Here is a 15,830-nt window from a genome sequence, read left to right as displayed (position 1 = left end):
CTTATGTATGATACTCGACCTTTGGTTGGAAATCAAAGCGCTGGGAGCGCATCTATCCCTCACAGACATCAAAGTTGACGGTGATCGAAATGCTCTACCAAGCTCCCAAGACCCGCGCCGCCCGCCTTCTCAACTGGATGAAGCACGTCATCCTCCCGCGCCGCGCCCATCCCGTAGCGGACGTCCGCGAGCTCAGCTCATACCTGCGCGCCGATATTGGTGCTGCCGACACGGACTATCCGTTTCACCATCCCTAATGACCGGCTCCGCTTTCGTGACGGCCAATGAAAAAGGCCCGGCAGTGCCGGGCCTTCGATTCGTGCGGCGATCGCCTGTTCAGCAGTCGAGCAGGTGACCCGAGCCCTTGGGAGCTGCAGTGCATTTCCACAGCAGCGGCAGCTTGACCGTATCCGCGGCGTCTTCGGTGGCCATGGCAACCGACTTCGGAGCGGCCTTCAGCATTTCGGCGCCCTTTTCCCAGCACTCCTTCTTCAGTGCGGGGAAGATCAGGCAGTTCATTTCGGGATCCGAGAGCACCGGCGCAGCGGTGGTGGGCAAGACCGGCACGGCGAAACCTGACGCGACGAGCGCGGCAACGAGTACGAGCTTCTTCATCGATTATCCCCTGGTTACCTCCTGGCGCGGCGCACCGCGCGGCACGCAGCCTAATCCGGCCGATCGATCGGGCGCAATCGGGTGCAAAGGTTGCCCCCTTGCCACTTGCGCCGCCCGGACCTTTTCAGTAGAGGGAGTGCCGCAGGTCTAGGGGTATAGCTCAGTTGGTAGAGCATCGGTCTCCAAAACCGAGGGTCGAGGGTTCAAGTCCTTCTGCCCCTGCCACCTGCCCAGGCGCTTAGCGCCACCCAATCCCACATTGTCCGATGAAGAGTTAGCCGCGCCTGTCCACAGCGCGAGCCATTTGGACGTCGCCGTCCGAACAGGGTTCGCGTGGCCTGGCTTTTTGGGCAATTGAGCTCTGGACCGGAAGACAGCGGGCGCGACACGCAATCGCGTCAGCAGCCCGCTGCTTCCTCCGAAGAACGGTGTGTATACGGCCCCGGACCAGCCCGCATTTAACAATGACATCCCGCCGGGCGAGGCCGTTCGAATTCCGTAGGTGAGTTCCCATGGAGGGCGTAGAGTGGCTTGAAGCACATACGCGCCACCAGCGAAAGCGACCCCCAATATGCCTGTCGATCATCCCGCCGCTGCGCCGGGAGTGGTTCGTCGCACTCGCGTTCGGACGCTGACGGTTGCGCTGAGCTTTCTTGTCACGCTGGGGGCGTTGTTCGCGCTGGCGCCACTGCTGCGGTTCAGCACGTTCCTCACTTGAGCATCGGGCTGACCAGCACGATCGGAGCCAGACCCTATGCTTGATATCCGCTTTGCCGGTCGTCCGCGCTTCGTCGTGGGCTTCGCGCCGGCCGTGTTGCCCGACAATTCCGATGGACCGGTGCTGAGCGAGGCGATGGCCGGCGGCAGGTCCCCGGCGTTCCCGGCGTCCGGAATCAACTTGACCCACCATGTCCGCCGGCCGCCATCGCGTCCAACTAGGTCGCGCGCGCATCTGACGGTCGTGAAATGAGTGATCCCGCGATCAGCGACATCGACAGCGCGCCTGTCCCGTTCGACTATGCGGAGCCGGCCGATCTCTATTTCCCGGTGCACCTGGGCCGCAAGGGCGGACTCGATTACCGGCGTTTTCCTACCGCGGCCTTGGCGTTGCGCTATGCGCTGGAGTCGCTGGTCGCCGCCAAGCTGGCCTCGGCGACGCTCGAGGTCAACGGCGAGCGCTATGACAGCGTGGCGATGCGCCGGCTCTATTCCGCCCCGGAGTTTCCGGCGTGATCTCCGCCGGTCGGCTGCGGCACGTCGATCCCATCGTCGAGATATTCATGCAGCTTGTTACGCAGCGTGCGGATGCTGATGCCGAGGATGGCGGCCGCGTGGGTGCGGTTGCCCAGGGTGGCATGGAGCGTACCGAGGATCAGCTCGCGCTCGACGTCGGCCGCTTGCAGGCCGACCAGTTGCCGCGCGGCAGTGGGATCCGGATGCAGGTCATAGCCGGTGTGCATTGCATCACCCTCCCGCTATCCCAGTTCGATCGGCAGCTGGAAGCCGAACTCCAGCACGCCGACAAAGACGATGAGCGCAGCTGTCGCGACCATGACGATCAACAGCAGATGCAAAAAGAGGTCGAGCCTGTGCCTTGCCGTGTTAGCCACGCGCCCCATATCCGATACCCCCAGAATCACGCCGCTAGTCCGTTCTCCATGCCTAGCGAAGGCAAGCTGACCAATGGCTGACAGCGTGCGGCGCCTGCTGAGAACCACGGTCCGACATCAGGACGTCATTGGGGCTTGCAATAGCTGTGCCAAGCCATTAGATACCGCTTCCCAAGCCGCCCGGGGTGACTCGCGCGGTTCTTCGTTTTTGGCCTGACGGCCCGACGGAAAGTAGAGCTGATGGCTGCGTTGAACCCCCTGAAATTCTTGCAAGAGGTTCGCCAGGAAGTCGGCAAGGTCACTTGGCCCACACGGAACGAGACGCTGATTTCGACCGTGATGGTACTGGTAATGGTCGTCGTCGCGAGCTTCTTCTTCCTTGCGGCCGACCAGATCATTTCCTGGCTCGTGCAGCTGATGCTGTCGATCCGCTGATCGGCAAACTGAACTTTTAGGAGCTTCGACGCGGCATGGCCAAGCGCTGGTATATCGTTCAGGCGTACTCGAACTTCGAGCGCAAAGTGGCGGAAGATATTCGCCAGAAGGTCGCGCAGAAGAAGCTTGAAGACCTGTTCGACGACGTGATCGTGCCGACCGAAAAGGTCGTCGAGATGCGTCGCGGCCGCAAGGTCGACGCCGAGCGGAAGTTCTTCCCGGGCTACGTCCTGGTGAAGATGGACATGACCAACGAGGCGTTCCATCTGATCAAGAACACGCCCAAGGTCACCGGCTTCCTCGGTTCGGGCGACAAGCCCATGCCGATCTCGGAGAAGGAAGCCATGGCCATCCTGCAGCAGGTGCAGGAAGGCGTCGAGCATCCCAAGCCGTCGGTCTCCTTCGAGGTTGGCGAGCAGGTGCGCGTTTCGGACGGCCCCTTCGCCAGCTTCAACGGCGTGGTCGAGGAAGTCGACGAGGAGCGTTCGCGCCTCAAGGTGGAAGTTTCGATCTTCGGGCGTCCGACGCCCGTCGAACTGGAATACGGACAGGTCGAGAAGGTCTGATCCGTTACGGCGGCCGCAAGGCTGCCAAAAACCGTGGGAGGGCAGGGCGGTCGCCAACCGCTCGTACGTCCGGACCACGGCGTCTCACAGATCCGGTGACGCGGATCAACCGCCCGATCCTGGGCACATATGGAGATTGAACCATGGCAAAGAAAATCACTGGGTACCTGAAGCTTCAGGTCCCGGCCGGCTCGGCGACCCCGTCGCCCCCGATCGGCCCCGCGCTGGGTCAGCGCGGCCTCAACATCATGGAATTCTGCAAGGCCTTCAACGCGAAGACCGCCGAGCAGGAAAAGGGTGCCCCGACCCCGGTCGTGATCACCATTTACGCCGACAAGAGCTTCACTTTCGAGACCAAGCTCCCGCCGGTCACCTACCTGATCAAGAAGGCCGTGAACCTGAAGTCCGGTTCCAAGCTTCCGGGCAAGGAATCCGCTGGCACGATCACCCAGAAGCAGATCCGCGACATCGCGGAAAAGAAGATGGCCGATCTCAACGCCTACGACGTCGACCAGGCCGCGACCATGATCGCCGGCTCCGCCCGGTCCATGGGCATCCAGGTAGAGGGCTGATCATGACCAAGCTCGGTAAGCGTACTGACGCCGCCCGCGTGGGCATCGATCGCAAGAAGCTCTACGCCCTCAACGACGCCGTGAAGATGGTCAAGGAACGCGCCAAGGCGAAGTTCGACGAGACCGTCGAGATCGCGTTCAACCTGGGCGTCGACCCGCGCCACGCCGACCAGATGGTCCGCGGCGTGGTCAACCTGCCCAACGGCACCGGCAAGACCGTTCGCGTCGCCGTGTTCGCCAAGGACGCCAAGGCCGATGAGGCCCGCAAGGCTGGCGCCGACATCGTTGGCGCCGAAGACCTCGTCGAGATCGTCCAGTCGGGCAAGATCGAGTTCGATCGCGTGATCGCGACCCCGGACATGATGCCGCTGGTTGGCCGTCTCGGTAAGATCCTCGGGCCGCGCAACCTGATGCCAAACCCGAAGGTCGGGACCGTGACCCCCGACGTCGCCGGTGCGGTCAAGGCCGCCAAGGGCGGTGCCGTCGAGTTCCGCGTCGAGAAGGCAGGCATCCTGCACGCCGGCGTTGGCAAGGCCTCGTTCTCGGACGAAGCCCTGCTGCAGAACATCAAGGCGTTCGCCGATGCCGTCCAGAAGGCAAAGCCGGCTGGCGCCAAGGGCACCTACGTCAAGCGCGTCGCCGTGTCCTCGACCATGGGCCCCGGCGTCCACGTCGATCCCTCGTCGGTCAACGCTTAAGACCGTCGCGTGAAGAATTCCTGGCGGCAGCAATGCCGCCGGGATGCCGATCTTCGGATCGGTAAAGTCCTGTCCGAGACTGCGGGTGCGTCCTCGAGGCGCCTAATCCCAACCCAGCGACGCGCTAGCGCGCGATCAAAGGAAAAGGGGCCCGCATAGATGGGGTGAAGACCGGAATTCGTTCCGGTTCGAACCAGGCCAGTTGCCGCCAAGGGGCATTTCGCCCTCCGACGGTCAGCCGGTTGACAGGCATCAACCGCTGCACTCCCGACGGAGGGCAGCAATTGGCAGAAGTTCACGACTATTCGTGAGCTAAATGTGGAGACTAGCAGTGGAAAGAGCGGAAAAGGCTGAGCTCATCACCTCGCTCCAGGCGTCGTTCGCGACGGCCGGGTCGATCGTGGTTGCTCAGAACGCCGGCTTGACCGTTGCCGACCTGGAGAATCTGCGCAGGCAGATGAAGCAGGCCGGGGGGACGATCAAGGTCGCCAAGAACCGCCTCGCCAAGCTTGCTCTGAAGGAAACCGACAACGCCGATATGTCGGCCCTGTTCACAGGTCCGACCGTCGTCGCCTTCGCCAAGGATCCCATGACCGCGCCGAAAGTCGCGGCCGCTTTCGCCGACAAGAACCAGAAGTTCGTGGTTCTCGGTGGCGCAATGGGGAAGACCGGGCTCGACGCCGCAAACGTCAAGGCGCTCGCCACCATGCCGTCGCTGGACCAGCTTCGCGCCACGCTCGCAGGGATGCTCAAGCAGCCCGGCACGCGTATCGCGTCGGTCCTCCAGGCCCCTGGCGGTGCGGTTGCACGGGTCATCTCGGCACACGCCGAGAAGAGCAATGCAGCATAGGCAAACTACCCACGTGGGGCCGTTCCGGCCCTCCACGGTTCGAACTGAAACATCAAAGAGAGTGAACTCAAATGGCTGATCTCGCCAAACTCGTAGACGACCTGTCTGCCCTCACCGTTCTGGAAGCTTCCGAGCTTTCGAAGCTTCTCGAAGAGAAGTGGGGCGTTTCGGCTGCCGCTCCGGTCGCCGTCGCTGCTGCTGCCGGCGCTGCTGCCCCGGCCGCTGCCGCTGAAGAGAAGACTGAATTCGACGTGATCCTCGCCTCGTTCGGCGAGAACAAGATCAACGTCATCAAGGAAGTCCGCGCCATCACCGGTCTGGGCCTCGGCGAAGCCAAGGCACTGGTCGAAGCGGCTCCGAAGGCCGTCAAGGAAGGCGCCAACAAGACCGAAGCCGAAGACATCAAGAAGAAGCTGGAAGCGGCCGGCGCCAAGGTCGAGCTTAAGTAAGCTCGCCGACCCGATCTCGAGGCAGCGCCGGCGGCGCTGCCTCATTACCGTCTCAGTGTTGACTATAGGGACGGGCGCCACCCGGCGATTGAATGGTCGGGCAGGGCGCGCATAGCGGGATCAACCCGCCCGAATTTTGAGTTGCGCAAACTGAGGGCCTCCCTCCCATCGAGGCCTGGACGAAACAAGCAAGGCTGATGTCCTGATGCCCGACGGCTGATAGTCGGGCCTTTGGACATCTGCCTCCGAGACATCGAGAAAAACAGGAGCTGGTATGGCTACCACGTTCAACGGCCGCCGCAAGGTACGCAAGTCTTTCGGCAGCATTCGCGAAGTCACGGAGATGCCCAATCTGATCGAGGTCCAGAAGGCCTCCTATGATCAGTTCCTCCTCGTGGACGAGCCCAAGGGCGGGCGTCCCGATGAGGGGCTTCAATCCGTTTTCCGGTCGGTTTTCCCGATCACTGACTTTTCCAACACCGCTTCTCTCGAATTCGTGAAGTACGAGTTCGAGCAGCCGAAGTATGACGTCGACGAGTGCCGTCAGCGCGACATGACGTTCGCAGCGCCGCTCAAGGTCACGCTTCGCCTGATCGTGTTCGAAGTGGACGAGGAAACCGGCGCCCGGTCCGTCAAGGACATCAAGGAGCAGGACGTCTACATGGGCGACATGCCGTTCATGACCATGAACGGTACTTTCATCGTCAATGGTACTGAGCGCGTCATCGTCTCGCAGATGCACCGTTCGCCTGGCGTGTTCTTCGACCACGACAAGGGCAAGACCCACTCGTCGGGCAAGCTGCTGTTCGCCGCCCGCATCATCCCGTACCGCGGCTCGTGGCTCGATATCGAGTTCGACGCCAAGGACATCGTGTTCGCCCGTATCGACCGTCGCCGCAAGATTCCGGTGACCTCGCTGCTCAAGGCGCTCGGCATGGATGCCGAGGAGATCCTGTCCACCTATTACGACACTATCTCGTTCGAGCAGACCAAGACCGGCTGGCAGAAGCCGTTCGACGCCGAGAAGATGAAGAACGCCAAGCCGACGTTCGACCTGATCGACGCCAAGACCGGCGACGTCGTCCACGAAGGCGGCAAGAAGCTCTCCCCGCGGCAGGCCAAGAAGCTTGCTGAAGGTGGCCTGACGCACCTCGCAGTGGTGGAAGAGGACCTCTACGGTCAGTTCATCGCCGAGGACCTGGTCAACCTCAAGACCGGTGAGATCTTCGCCGAAGCCGGCGATGAGATCGACGAGAAGCTGCTGACCAAGCTCAAGGACGCCGGGTTCGACGCCCTGCCGATCCTCGACATCGACCACGTCACCGTGGGCGCCTACCTCCGCAACACGCTCGCCGTCGACAAGAACGAGTCCCGCGAGGACGCGCTGTTCGACATCTACCGCGTGATGCGTCCGGGCGAGCCCCCGACCGTCGAAACCGCCGAAGCCATGTTCAAGTCGCTGTTCTTCGACAGCGAGCGCTATGACCTGTCTGCGGTCGGCCGCGTCAAGATGAACATGCGCCTCGACATCGAAGCCGAGGACACCGTCCGCATCCTGCGCAAGGAAGACATCGTCGAGGTGGTTCGCACCCTCGTCGACCTGCGCGATGGCCGCGGCGAGATCGACGACATCGACAACCTCGGCAACCGCCGGGTGCGTTCGGTCGGCGAACTCATGGAGAACCACTACCGGCTCGGTCTGCTCCGCATGGAGCGGGCGATCAAGGAGCGCATGTCGTCGGTCGAGATCGACACCGTCATGCCGCAGGACCTGATCAACGCCAAGCCGGCTGCTGCTGCCGTGCGCGAGTTCTTCGGCTCGAGCCAGCTCTCGCAGTTCATGGACCAGACCAACCCGCTGTCCGAGATCACGCACAAGCGTCGTCTCTCGGCGCTTGGACCTGGCGGCCTGACCCGCGAGCGTGCCGGCTTCGAAGTGCGCGACGTGCACCCGACCCACTATGGTCGTATCTGCCCGATCGAGACGCCGGAAGGCCCGAACATCGGTCTGATCAACAGCTTGGCGACGTTTGCTCGCGTGAACAAGTATGGCTTCATCGAGACGCCCTACCGCAAGATCGTCAACGGCAAGGTCACCGACGACGTCGTCTATCTGTCGGCAATGGAAGAGGCCAAGCACTACGTCGCCCAGGCCAACGCCCAGCTGACCGACAAGCGTGAGTTCGCCAACGACCTGATCGTGGCGCGCCACGCCGGCGACAACGGCCTGACGCCGAAAGAGACCATCGACCTGATGGACGTGTCCCCGAAGCAGATCGTTTCGGTGGCCGCGGCGCTGATCCCGTTCCTCGAGAACGACGACGCCAACCGCGCGCTCATGGGCTCGAACATGCAGCGTCAGGCTGTGCCGCTGCTGCGCGCCGAGGCCCCGTTCGTGGGCACCGGCATGGAGCCGGTCGTCGCCCGTGACTCGGGCGCCGCCATCGTCGCCAAGCGCAAGGGCATCGTCGACCAGGTGGATGCGACCCGTATCGTCATCCGCGCCACCGAGGAGACCGATGCCTCGAAGTCCGGCGTCGACATCTACAACCTGATGAAGTTCCAGCGTTCGAACCAGTCGACCTGCATCAACCAGCGTCCGCTGGTGGTGGTGGGCGACCACGTCGAAGCCGGCGACATCGTTGCGGATGGTCCGTCGACCGAACTGGGCGATCTGGCTCTCGGCCGCAACGTGCTCGTCGCGTTCATGCCGTGGAATGGCTACAACTTCGAAGACTCGATCCTGCTCAGCGAAAAGATCGCCATGCAGGACGTGTTCACCTCGATCCACATCGAGGAATACGAAGTGATGGCCCGCGACACCAAGCTTGGTCCCGAGGAAATCACCCGCGACATTCCGAACGTTTCGGAAGAAGCGCTGAAGAACCTCGACGAAGCCGGTATCGTGCACATCGGCGCGGAAGTCGCTGCTGGCGACATCCTCGTCGGCAAGATCACGCCGAAGGGCGAAAGCCCGATGACGCCGGAAGAAAAGCTCCTCCGCGCCATCTTCGGCGAGAAGGCTTCGGACGTTCGTGACACCTCGCTCCGGGTTCCCCCGGGCGATGCCGGCACCGTGGTTGAAGTTCGTGTCTTCAACCGCCACGGCATCGACAAGGACGAGCGTGCCATGGCCATCGAGCGCGAGGAAATCGAGCGCCTGGCCAAGGACCGTGACGACGAGCAGTCGATCCTCGACCGCAACGTCTATGCGCGCCTGAAGGAAATGCTGTTCGGCAAGACCGCGACCGCTGGCCCGAAGGGCTATGTCAACGGCACCAAGCTGAACGACGCGACCTTCGACGCCCAGCCGCGGTCCAAGTGGTGGCAGTTTGCCCTCGACGACGACAAGGTCATGGCCGAGATGGAGGCCCTCCACGCTCAGTACGAGGAGAGCCGCAAGCTGCTCGAGCAGCGCTTCATCGACAAGGTGGACAAGCTGCAGCGCGGTGACGAACTTCCGCCGGGCGTGATGAAGATGGTCAAGGTCTTCGTCGCGACCAAGCGCAAGATCCAGCCGGGCGACAAGATGGCCGGCCGTCATGGCAACAAGGGCGTGGTTTCGCGTATCACCCCGATCGAAGACATGCCGTACCTGGAAGACGGTACGCACGTCGACATCGTGCTGAACCCGCTCGGCGTGCCGTCGCGCATGAACGTTGGTCAGATCCTCGAGACGCATCTTGGCTGGGCCTGCCGTGGCCTCGGCAAGAAGATCGACGAGATCATGAAGACCTACCAGCAGAAGGGCGACATGACGCCGCTCAAGAAGGAGATCAGCGCCCTTTACGAAGGCGATGAGTACGTCTCCCAGCTTGACGACGACAGCATCCTCCGCCTCGGCGAGCATCTCTCCAAGGGCGTTCCGATTGCCACTCCGGTGTTCGACGGCGCCAAGGAAAGCGACATCGTCGAGCTGCTGGAGCGCGCCGGGCTCAACTCGACCGGTCAGTCCAACGTCTTTGACGGCCGGACCGGCGAGCAGTTCGACCGCAAGGTGACCGTGGGCTACATCTATATGCTGAAGCTCCACCACCTCGTGGACGACAAGATCCACGCGCGCTCGATCGGCCCTTACTCGCTCGTTACCCAGCAGCCGCTGGGCGGCAAGGCGCAGTTCGGCGGCCAGCGTTTCGGCGAGATGGAGGTGTGGGCACTCGAAGCCTATGGCGCCGCCTACACGCTGCAGGAAATGCTGACCATCAAGTCGGACGACGTTGCCGGTCGTACCAAGGTCTACGAGGCGATCGTCAGAGGCGACGACACCTTCGAGGCGGGCATCCCCGAGAGCTTCAACGTTCTCGTCAAGGAAATCCGCTCTCTCGGCCTCAATGTCGAACTGGATACGCTCGACGGTACCGAACTGCCCGCGGGCAGCCAGGCCGCCGACCAGATCGCACCTCCTCAGAACGCGGCGGAATAAGGCTGCCGAGTTCAACCCCCATTCACTTCGGATGCTTCCTGGCCCAGCCCGCCGGGAAGCTCCGATAAGAGGAGTCTACCGATGAACACTCATCACCACGTCATGGACCCGTTCAACCCTCAGGTTCCGGTCCAGATGTTCGACCAGATGAAGATCTCGATCGCCAGCCCTGAGAAGATTCTCAGCTGGTCGTACGGCGAGATCAAGAAGCCCGAGACCATCAACTACCGTACGTTCAAGCCCGAGCGCGACGGCCTGTTCTGCGCGCGCATCTTTGGGCCCGTGAAGGATTACGAGTGCCTGTGCGGCAAGTACAAGCGCATGAAGTTCAAGGGCGTCATCTGCGAGAAGTGCGGCGTCGAAGTTACCCTGAGCCGCGTCCGTCGCGAGCGCATGGGCCACATCGAGCTCGCCGCCCCGGTTGCGCACATCTGGTTCCTGAAGTCGCTGCCGTCGCGTATCGCGCTGCTGCTCGACATGACGCTGAAGGACATTGAGCGCATCCTGTACTTCGAGCAGTACGTCGTGCTGGACCCCGGCCTGACCCCGTTCGGCGAGAACGAGCTGGTCACCGAGGAGCAGTATCTCGACGCCCAGGACCAGTACGGTGCCGACAGCTTCACCGCCAAGATCGGCGCCGAGGCTATCCGTGACCTGCTGCTCTCGCTCGACCTCGAGAAGATCGCTGCCGACCTCCGCGTCGAGATCGCCGAGTCGACCACCGAGCTGAAGCCGAAGAAGCTGGCCAAGCGCCTGAAGATCGTTGAGCAGTTCATCGTCTCGGGCAACAAGCCCGAGTGGATGATCATGACCGTCATTCCGGTCATTCCGCCCGAGCTCCGTCCGCTCGTCCCGCTGGACGGCGGCCGCTTCGCCACGTCCGATCTGAACGACCTCTACCGTCGTGTGATCAACCGTAACAACCGCCTGAAGCGGCTTATTGAACTGCGGGCACCCGACATCATCATCCGCAACGAGAAGCGCATGCTTCAGGAAGCGGTCGATGCACTGTTCGACAACGGCCGCCGTGGCCGCACCATCACCGGTGCGAACAAGCGTCCGCTGAAGTCGCTGTCCGATATGCTCAAGGGCAAGCAGGGCCGGTTCCGTCAGAACCTGCTCGGCAAGCGCGTGGACTATTCCGGCCGTTCGGTGATCACCGTGGGTCCGGAGCTCAAGCTCCACCAGTGCGGCCTGCCCAAGAAGATGGCGCTCGAGCTGTTCAAGCCCTTCATCTACTCGCGCCTTGAGGCCAAGGGCCTCTCGTCGACGGTGAAGCAGGCCAAGAAGCTGGTCGAGAAGGAGAAGCCCGAGGTCTGGGATATCCTCGACGAAGTGATCCGCGAGCACCCGGTTCTGCTGAACCGCGCGCCCACGCTTCACCGTCTGGGCATCCAGGCGTTCGAGCCGCACCTGATCGAAGGTAAGGCCATCCAACTGCACCCGCTCGTCTGCGCGGCGTTCAACGCCGACTTCGACGGCGACCAGATGGCCGTTCACGTGCCGTTGTCGCTCGAGGCACAGCTTGAAGCCCGCGTGCTGATGATGTCGACCAACAACATCCTGCACCCGGCCAACGGTCAGCCGATCATCGTGCCGAGCCAGGACATCGTGCTTGGTCTCTACCACCTCTCCCTGATGAACGAGGGCGAGCCCGGCCAGGGCATGGCCTTCTCGGACATGGGCGAGCTGGAGCACGCTCTGGCATCGGGCGTCGTGACCATGCACTCCAAGATCAAGGGGCGCGTCGACGTCTATGATCTGGAAGGCAACCGCACGACCGAGATCGTCGAGACGACCCCGGGCCGCATGTTGCTTGGCAAGCTGCTTCCGAAGCATCCGGCGGTGCCGTATGCGACGGCCAACCAGCTGATGACCAAGAAGATGATCTCCAAGATGATCGACACCGTGTATCGCGGTTGCGGTCAGAAGGAGACGGTCATTTTCTGCGACCGCATCATGGACATGGGCTTCAAGCACGCCGCCCGCGCCGGCATTTCGTTCGGCAAGGACGACATGGTTATCCCCGCGTCCAAGTACACCATCGTCGAGCAGACCCGTAAGCAGGTCGAAGAGTTCGAGCAGCAGTACAACGACGGCCTGATCACTCAGGGCGAGAAGTACAACAAGGTCGTCGACGCCTGGGCCAAGTGCGGTGACAAGGTCGCCGAGGAAATGATGAAGGGCATCGCTGCCGTTCAGTTCGACAAGGAGACGGGTCGTCAGAAGCCGATCAACTCGGTCTACATGATGAGCCACTCCGGCGCCCGCGGTTCGCCGGCGCAGATGAAGCAGCTTGCCGGTATGCGCGGCCTGATGGCGCGTCCGGACGGCTCGATCATCGAGACCCCGATCACGGCCAACTTCAAGGAAGGCCTGAACGTTCTCGAGTACTTCAACTCGACCCACGGTGCTCGTAAGGGCCTCGCGGACACCGCGTTGAAGACCGCGAACTCGGGGTACCTGACCCGTCGTCTCGTCGACGTGGCGCAGGACTCGATCATCACCGAGCTCGATTGCGGCACCGAACGCGGCCTCACCATGGAGCCGATCGTCGATGCCGGCCAGGTCGTGGCCTCGCTGGGTCAGCGCATTCTCGGCCGTACCACGGCTGACGATGTGGTGAACCCGGAGAACGGCGACGTCATCGTTCCCAAGGGCACGCTGCTCACCGAAAAGGACGTGGAGCTCATCGAGAGCTACAAGGTCCAGTCGATGCGCATCCGCTCGCCGCTGACCTGCGATCTCCGCCAGGGCTGCTGCGCCGCGTGCTACGGTCGCGATCTCGCTCGCGGTACTCCGGTCAACATCGGCGAAGCGGTTGGCGTTATCGCCGCCCAGTCGATCGGCGAGCCGGGCACCCAGCTCACCATGCGTACGTTCCACATCGGTGGCACCGCGCAGGTGGTTGACTCGTCCTACCTCGAGGCTGGTGCCGAGGGTAAGATCGAGATCCGCAACCGCAACGTCGCCAAGGTGGCGGGCGGTCAGCTGATTGCCATGGGCCGTAACGTGACCATCGCCATCCTCGACCCCGAGGGCAAGGACCGGGCCACGCACCGCGTGACTTATGGTGCCAAGCTCCGCGTGGACGATGGTGCCGAGGTCAAGCGCGGCCAGCGTATCGCCGAATGGGATCCGTACACCCGTCCGGTGCTGGCTGAAGTCGACGGCGAAGTCGGCTTCGAGGATCTGGTCGATGGTGCATCGGTGACTGAAAACACCGACGAGACCACCGGCTTCACCAAGCGCGTTGTGGCTGACTGGCGCACCAGCCAGCGCAGCGACAGCTTGAAGCCGGCCATCACGATCAAGCGCGGCGACGCCGTCGTCAAACTCGATCGCGGCGGCGAAGCTCGGTACCTGCTCTCCGTCGACGCGGTCATCGCGGTCGAGCCGGGCGAGAAGGTGTCGCCGGGTGACGTCCTGGCCCGTATCCCGCTGGAAAGCGCCAAGACCAAGGACATCACCGGCGGTCTGCCGCGTGTGGCCGAGCTGTTCGAGGCCCGTCGCCCCAAGGATCACGCGATCATCGCGGAGATCACCGGCACGATCAAATTCGGTCGCGACTACAAGAACAAGCGCCGGATCATCATCGAGTCGTCTGAAGAGGGCGGCGAGCCCGTCGAGTACCTGATCCCGAAGGGCAAGCCGTTCCACCTGCAGGAAGGCGACACCATCGAGAAGGGTGAGTACATCCTCGACGGCAACCCGGCACCGCACGACATCCTGGCAATCAAGGGCGTGGAGGAGCTTGCTCGCTACCTCGTCAACGAGATCCAGGAGGTCTACCGGCTCCAGGGCGTGCTCATCAACGACAAGCACATCGAGGTGATCGTTCGCCAGATGCTGCAGAAGGTCGAGATCGTGAACCCGGGTGACTCGGGCATGCTCAAGGACGAGCAGCTCGACAAGCTGGACTTCGACGAGCTCAACGACCAGCTGGTCGCCGACGGCAAGAAGCCGGCCACGGCCAACCCGGTGCTGCTCGGCATCACCAAGGCGTCGCTGCAGACCCGCTCGTTCGTGTCGGCCGCGTCCTTCCAGGAAACCACCCGCGTCCTCACCGAGGCGGCGGTTTCCGGCAAGGCCGACCTGCTCGAAGGCCTGAAGGAAAACGTCATCGTCGGCCGCCTGATCCCGGCCGGCACCGGTGCCGGCATCACCAAGGCCAAGGCGATCGCGACCCGTCGCGACGACATGATCCTCGACGAGCGCCGCCGTCAGGCCGAGACCGCCGCCATCCCGGCGCCGACTCCGGCTCCGACCCCGGCAGAGCCGGCCGAGTAATCGGCAGTCGCATCGCAGAACTTCGAAAGGGCCCTCCGGGGCCCTTTCTCTTTTTGATCAGCTGACCGGTGCGAGCTTGTCGAGCCGGAACGAGGTCTTGGAGTCTGGCTGCCAGTAGGCGGTTAGGACGCAATAGGCCCCGGGGGCCATACGGACATCGAGGCGTTCATCGACCACTGCACCGGGGCGCGCTGCCTCGAAGATGACCAGGTCGGACCGCTCAACGTAGCAATGGCCGGGGAGGCGCGCCTTGTCTGTTTGGGGCAGCAAGAAGCTGGCAACAACCGCAGCCCCGGCGTGGACAAACTGTGATCTCTCCATGACATGCTGCGCCCGTCGTCGTTCGACCTTGATTCATCATTCGAAGCCGGGGCGAACGACTTGAGCATCATGGAGACACAATGCGCATTCCGCCGCTTGCCATCGCCGGGGCCGTTATCGTCGCCTTGGCCATCATCCTGTTCGGCTCCTGGTACCAGATCGACCAAGGCGAGGAGGGGGTGGTGCTTCGTAACGGGGCGGTGACCGGTACCGTGGGACCGGGCCTCCACTTCAAATTGCCGATCGTCGACGATGTGAAGGAGGTGTCGCTGCAGTCCCACACCAAGACCTTCGAGTCGATGGAGTCCTACAGCCGAGACCAGCAGCCTGCCCAGATCCGGCTGTCGGTGAGCTACCACGTCATTCCCGGCAGCGGTGCGAAGGTCTACGCCGAATATGGCGGGGTCGATAACATGATCGCCCGGCTGGTCGAGCCCCGTGTGCCGGCGCTGTTCAAGAACGTCTTCGGCCAGTACGACGCGCTCGGCGTCATCCAGCAGCGCGCCAAGCTCAACCTCGATGCACTGGTAGCCCTGCAGGCCGGCATCGGCGACCCGATCATCGTCGAAAGCGTGCAGGTCGAGGACATAAAGTTCTCCGCCGCCTACGAAAACTCCATCGAGCAGAAGCAACTCGCCACCGTCGAGGTGCAGAAGCGGCAGCAGGAGCTGGCCCAGCAGGAAGTACAGGCCAAGATCACCGTCACCCAGGCGCAGGCAGAAGCGGACTCGGTCGTTGCGACAGCCACTGCCAATGCCCAGGCGGTGCGTCTCGCCGCCGAAGCCGAGGCCTACTCGATCGAGCTCAAGGGCCGCGCCGAGGCAACGGCGATCGATCAGCGCGGGCAGGCTCTGAAGGATAACCCGGGCGTCGTGGCGCTGGTGCAGGCGGAGAAGTGGGACGGAGTGCTCCCCTCCGTAATGCCGCCGGGCGGCACCGTGCCTTTCCTCAATCTGACGCCCACGCCGACGCCCTGAGCGGCGGAGCGGCGGAAGGTGCAT

Annotated in this window: 15 protein-coding genes, 1 tRNA gene and 1 pseudogene; 13 read left to right on the top strand and 4 right to left on the bottom strand. The window is 63.0% G+C overall.

The annotated features are described in order from the left end of the window. Positions 1–89: 89 nt before the first annotated feature. The gene (locus AC1DV8_RS15675; RefSeq protein WP_477158089.1) at positions 90–257 is read left to right on the top strand and encodes a hypothetical protein; all 168 of its coding nucleotides are present in this window, start codon (positions 90–92) and stop codon (positions 255–257) included. 79 nt (positions 258–336) lie between these two features. Here AC1DV8_RS15675 and AC1DV8_RS15670 read toward each other — a convergent pair whose 3' ends face one another. After that, a complete protein-coding gene (locus AC1DV8_RS15670; protein WP_477149271.1) occupies positions 337–615 on the bottom strand; it encodes a hypothetical protein in 279 nt (92 codons plus the stop codon). 149 nt (positions 616–764) lie between these two features. Here AC1DV8_RS15670 and AC1DV8_RS15665 point away from each other — a divergent pair. From AC1DV8_RS15665 to AC1DV8_RS15655, 3 genes are all read left to right on the top strand, one after another. Then, positions 765–840, top strand: a tRNA-Trp gene (locus tag AC1DV8_RS15665). Between the two features lie 529 nt (positions 841–1,369). Continuing rightward, the gene (locus tag AC1DV8_RS15660; protein ID WP_477149273.1) at positions 1,370–1,585 is read left to right on the top strand and encodes a hypothetical protein; all 216 of its coding nucleotides are present in this window, start codon (positions 1,370–1,372) and stop codon (positions 1,583–1,585) included. Then, a complete protein-coding gene (locus AC1DV8_RS15655) occupies positions 1,582–1,848 on the top strand; it encodes a hypothetical protein (RefSeq protein ID WP_477149274.1) in 267 nt (88 codons plus the stop codon). The genes AC1DV8_RS15660 and AC1DV8_RS15655 overlap by 4 nt, the downstream gene beginning before the upstream one ends. Here the strand turns inward: AC1DV8_RS15655 and AC1DV8_RS15650 are convergent. Beyond that, positions 1,821–2,033, bottom strand: a pseudogene (locus AC1DV8_RS15650) (helix-turn-helix domain-containing protein); the annotation flags it as partial. The gene AC1DV8_RS15655 and the pseudogene AC1DV8_RS15650 overlap by 28 nt on opposite strands. Before the next feature lie 57 nt (positions 2,034–2,090). Then, positions 2,091–2,225, bottom strand: coding sequence for a hypothetical protein (locus tag AC1DV8_RS15645; protein ID WP_477149275.1), 135 nt, complete (start codon positions 2,223–2,225; stop codon positions 2,091–2,093). Between the two features lie 237 nt (positions 2,226–2,462). On the opposite strand from AC1DV8_RS15645, the gene secE reads away from it, so the two are divergent. The 8 genes from secE (at position 2,463) to rpoC (ending at position 14,508) form a co-directional block, all read left to right on the top strand. Further along, complete coding sequence (secE, locus tag AC1DV8_RS15640; protein WP_477149413.1) at positions 2,463–2,660, top strand: preprotein translocase subunit SecE; 198 nt, start codon at positions 2,463–2,465, stop codon at positions 2,658–2,660. 35 nt (positions 2,661–2,695) lie between these two features. Next, a complete protein-coding gene (gene nusG, locus AC1DV8_RS15635; protein WP_055877965.1) occupies positions 2,696–3,226 on the top strand; it encodes a transcription termination/antitermination protein NusG in 531 nt (176 codons plus the stop codon). Between the two features lie 143 nt (positions 3,227–3,369). Further along, positions 3,370–3,798 carry a 50S ribosomal protein L11 gene (gene rplK, locus AC1DV8_RS15630; RefSeq protein WP_477149276.1) on the top strand — a complete coding sequence of 143 codons (429 nt, stop codon included), beginning with the start codon at positions 3,370–3,372 and terminating at the stop codon, positions 3,796–3,798. Between the two features lie 2 nt (positions 3,799–3,800). Beyond that, the gene (gene rplA, locus AC1DV8_RS15625; protein WP_477149277.1) at positions 3,801–4,496 is read left to right on the top strand and encodes a 50S ribosomal protein L1; all 696 of its coding nucleotides are present in this window, start codon (positions 3,801–3,803) and stop codon (positions 4,494–4,496) included. Positions 4,497–4,827: 331 nt separating this feature from the next. Beyond that, entirely contained in the window at positions 4,828–5,346 is a 519-nt protein-coding gene (gene rplJ, locus AC1DV8_RS15620; protein ID WP_477149278.1) for a 50S ribosomal protein L10, read from the top strand. A gap of 71 nt (positions 5,347–5,417) precedes the next feature. Further along, the gene (rplL, locus tag AC1DV8_RS15615; protein ID WP_477149279.1) at positions 5,418–5,795 is read left to right on the top strand and encodes a 50S ribosomal protein L7/L12; all 378 of its coding nucleotides are present in this window, start codon (positions 5,418–5,420) and stop codon (positions 5,793–5,795) included. A gap of 274 nt (positions 5,796–6,069) precedes the next feature. Continuing rightward, positions 6,070–10,218, top strand: coding sequence for a DNA-directed RNA polymerase subunit beta (rpoB, locus tag AC1DV8_RS15610; protein WP_477149280.1), 4,149 nt, complete (start codon positions 6,070–6,072; stop codon positions 10,216–10,218). Between the two features lie 81 nt (positions 10,219–10,299). Then, complete coding sequence (rpoC, locus tag AC1DV8_RS15605; RefSeq protein ID WP_477158088.1) at positions 10,300–14,508, top strand: DNA-directed RNA polymerase subunit beta'; 4,209 nt, start codon at positions 10,300–10,302, stop codon at positions 14,506–14,508. Between the two features lie 57 nt (positions 14,509–14,565). On the opposite strand, the gene AC1DV8_RS15600 is transcribed toward rpoC, so the two are convergent. Further along, positions 14,566–14,778: a hypothetical protein gene (locus tag AC1DV8_RS15600; RefSeq protein WP_477158087.1), complete on the bottom strand. Its 213-nt coding sequence runs from the start codon at positions 14,776–14,778 to the stop codon at positions 14,566–14,568. A gap of 131 nt (positions 14,779–14,909) precedes the next feature. Here AC1DV8_RS15600 and AC1DV8_RS15595 point away from each other — a divergent pair, with 131 nt between their 5' ends. Beyond that, positions 14,910–15,806, top strand: coding sequence for a prohibitin family protein (locus AC1DV8_RS15595; RefSeq protein WP_477158086.1), 897 nt, complete (start codon positions 14,910–14,912; stop codon positions 15,804–15,806). Positions 15,807–15,830: the final 24 nt, after the last annotated feature.

Source organism: Devosia sp. P3_B2 (genome assembly GCF_056402875.1).
Note: the sequence above shows the minus strand (reverse complement) of the source record. Positions and strands in the feature narration are given on the sequence as shown.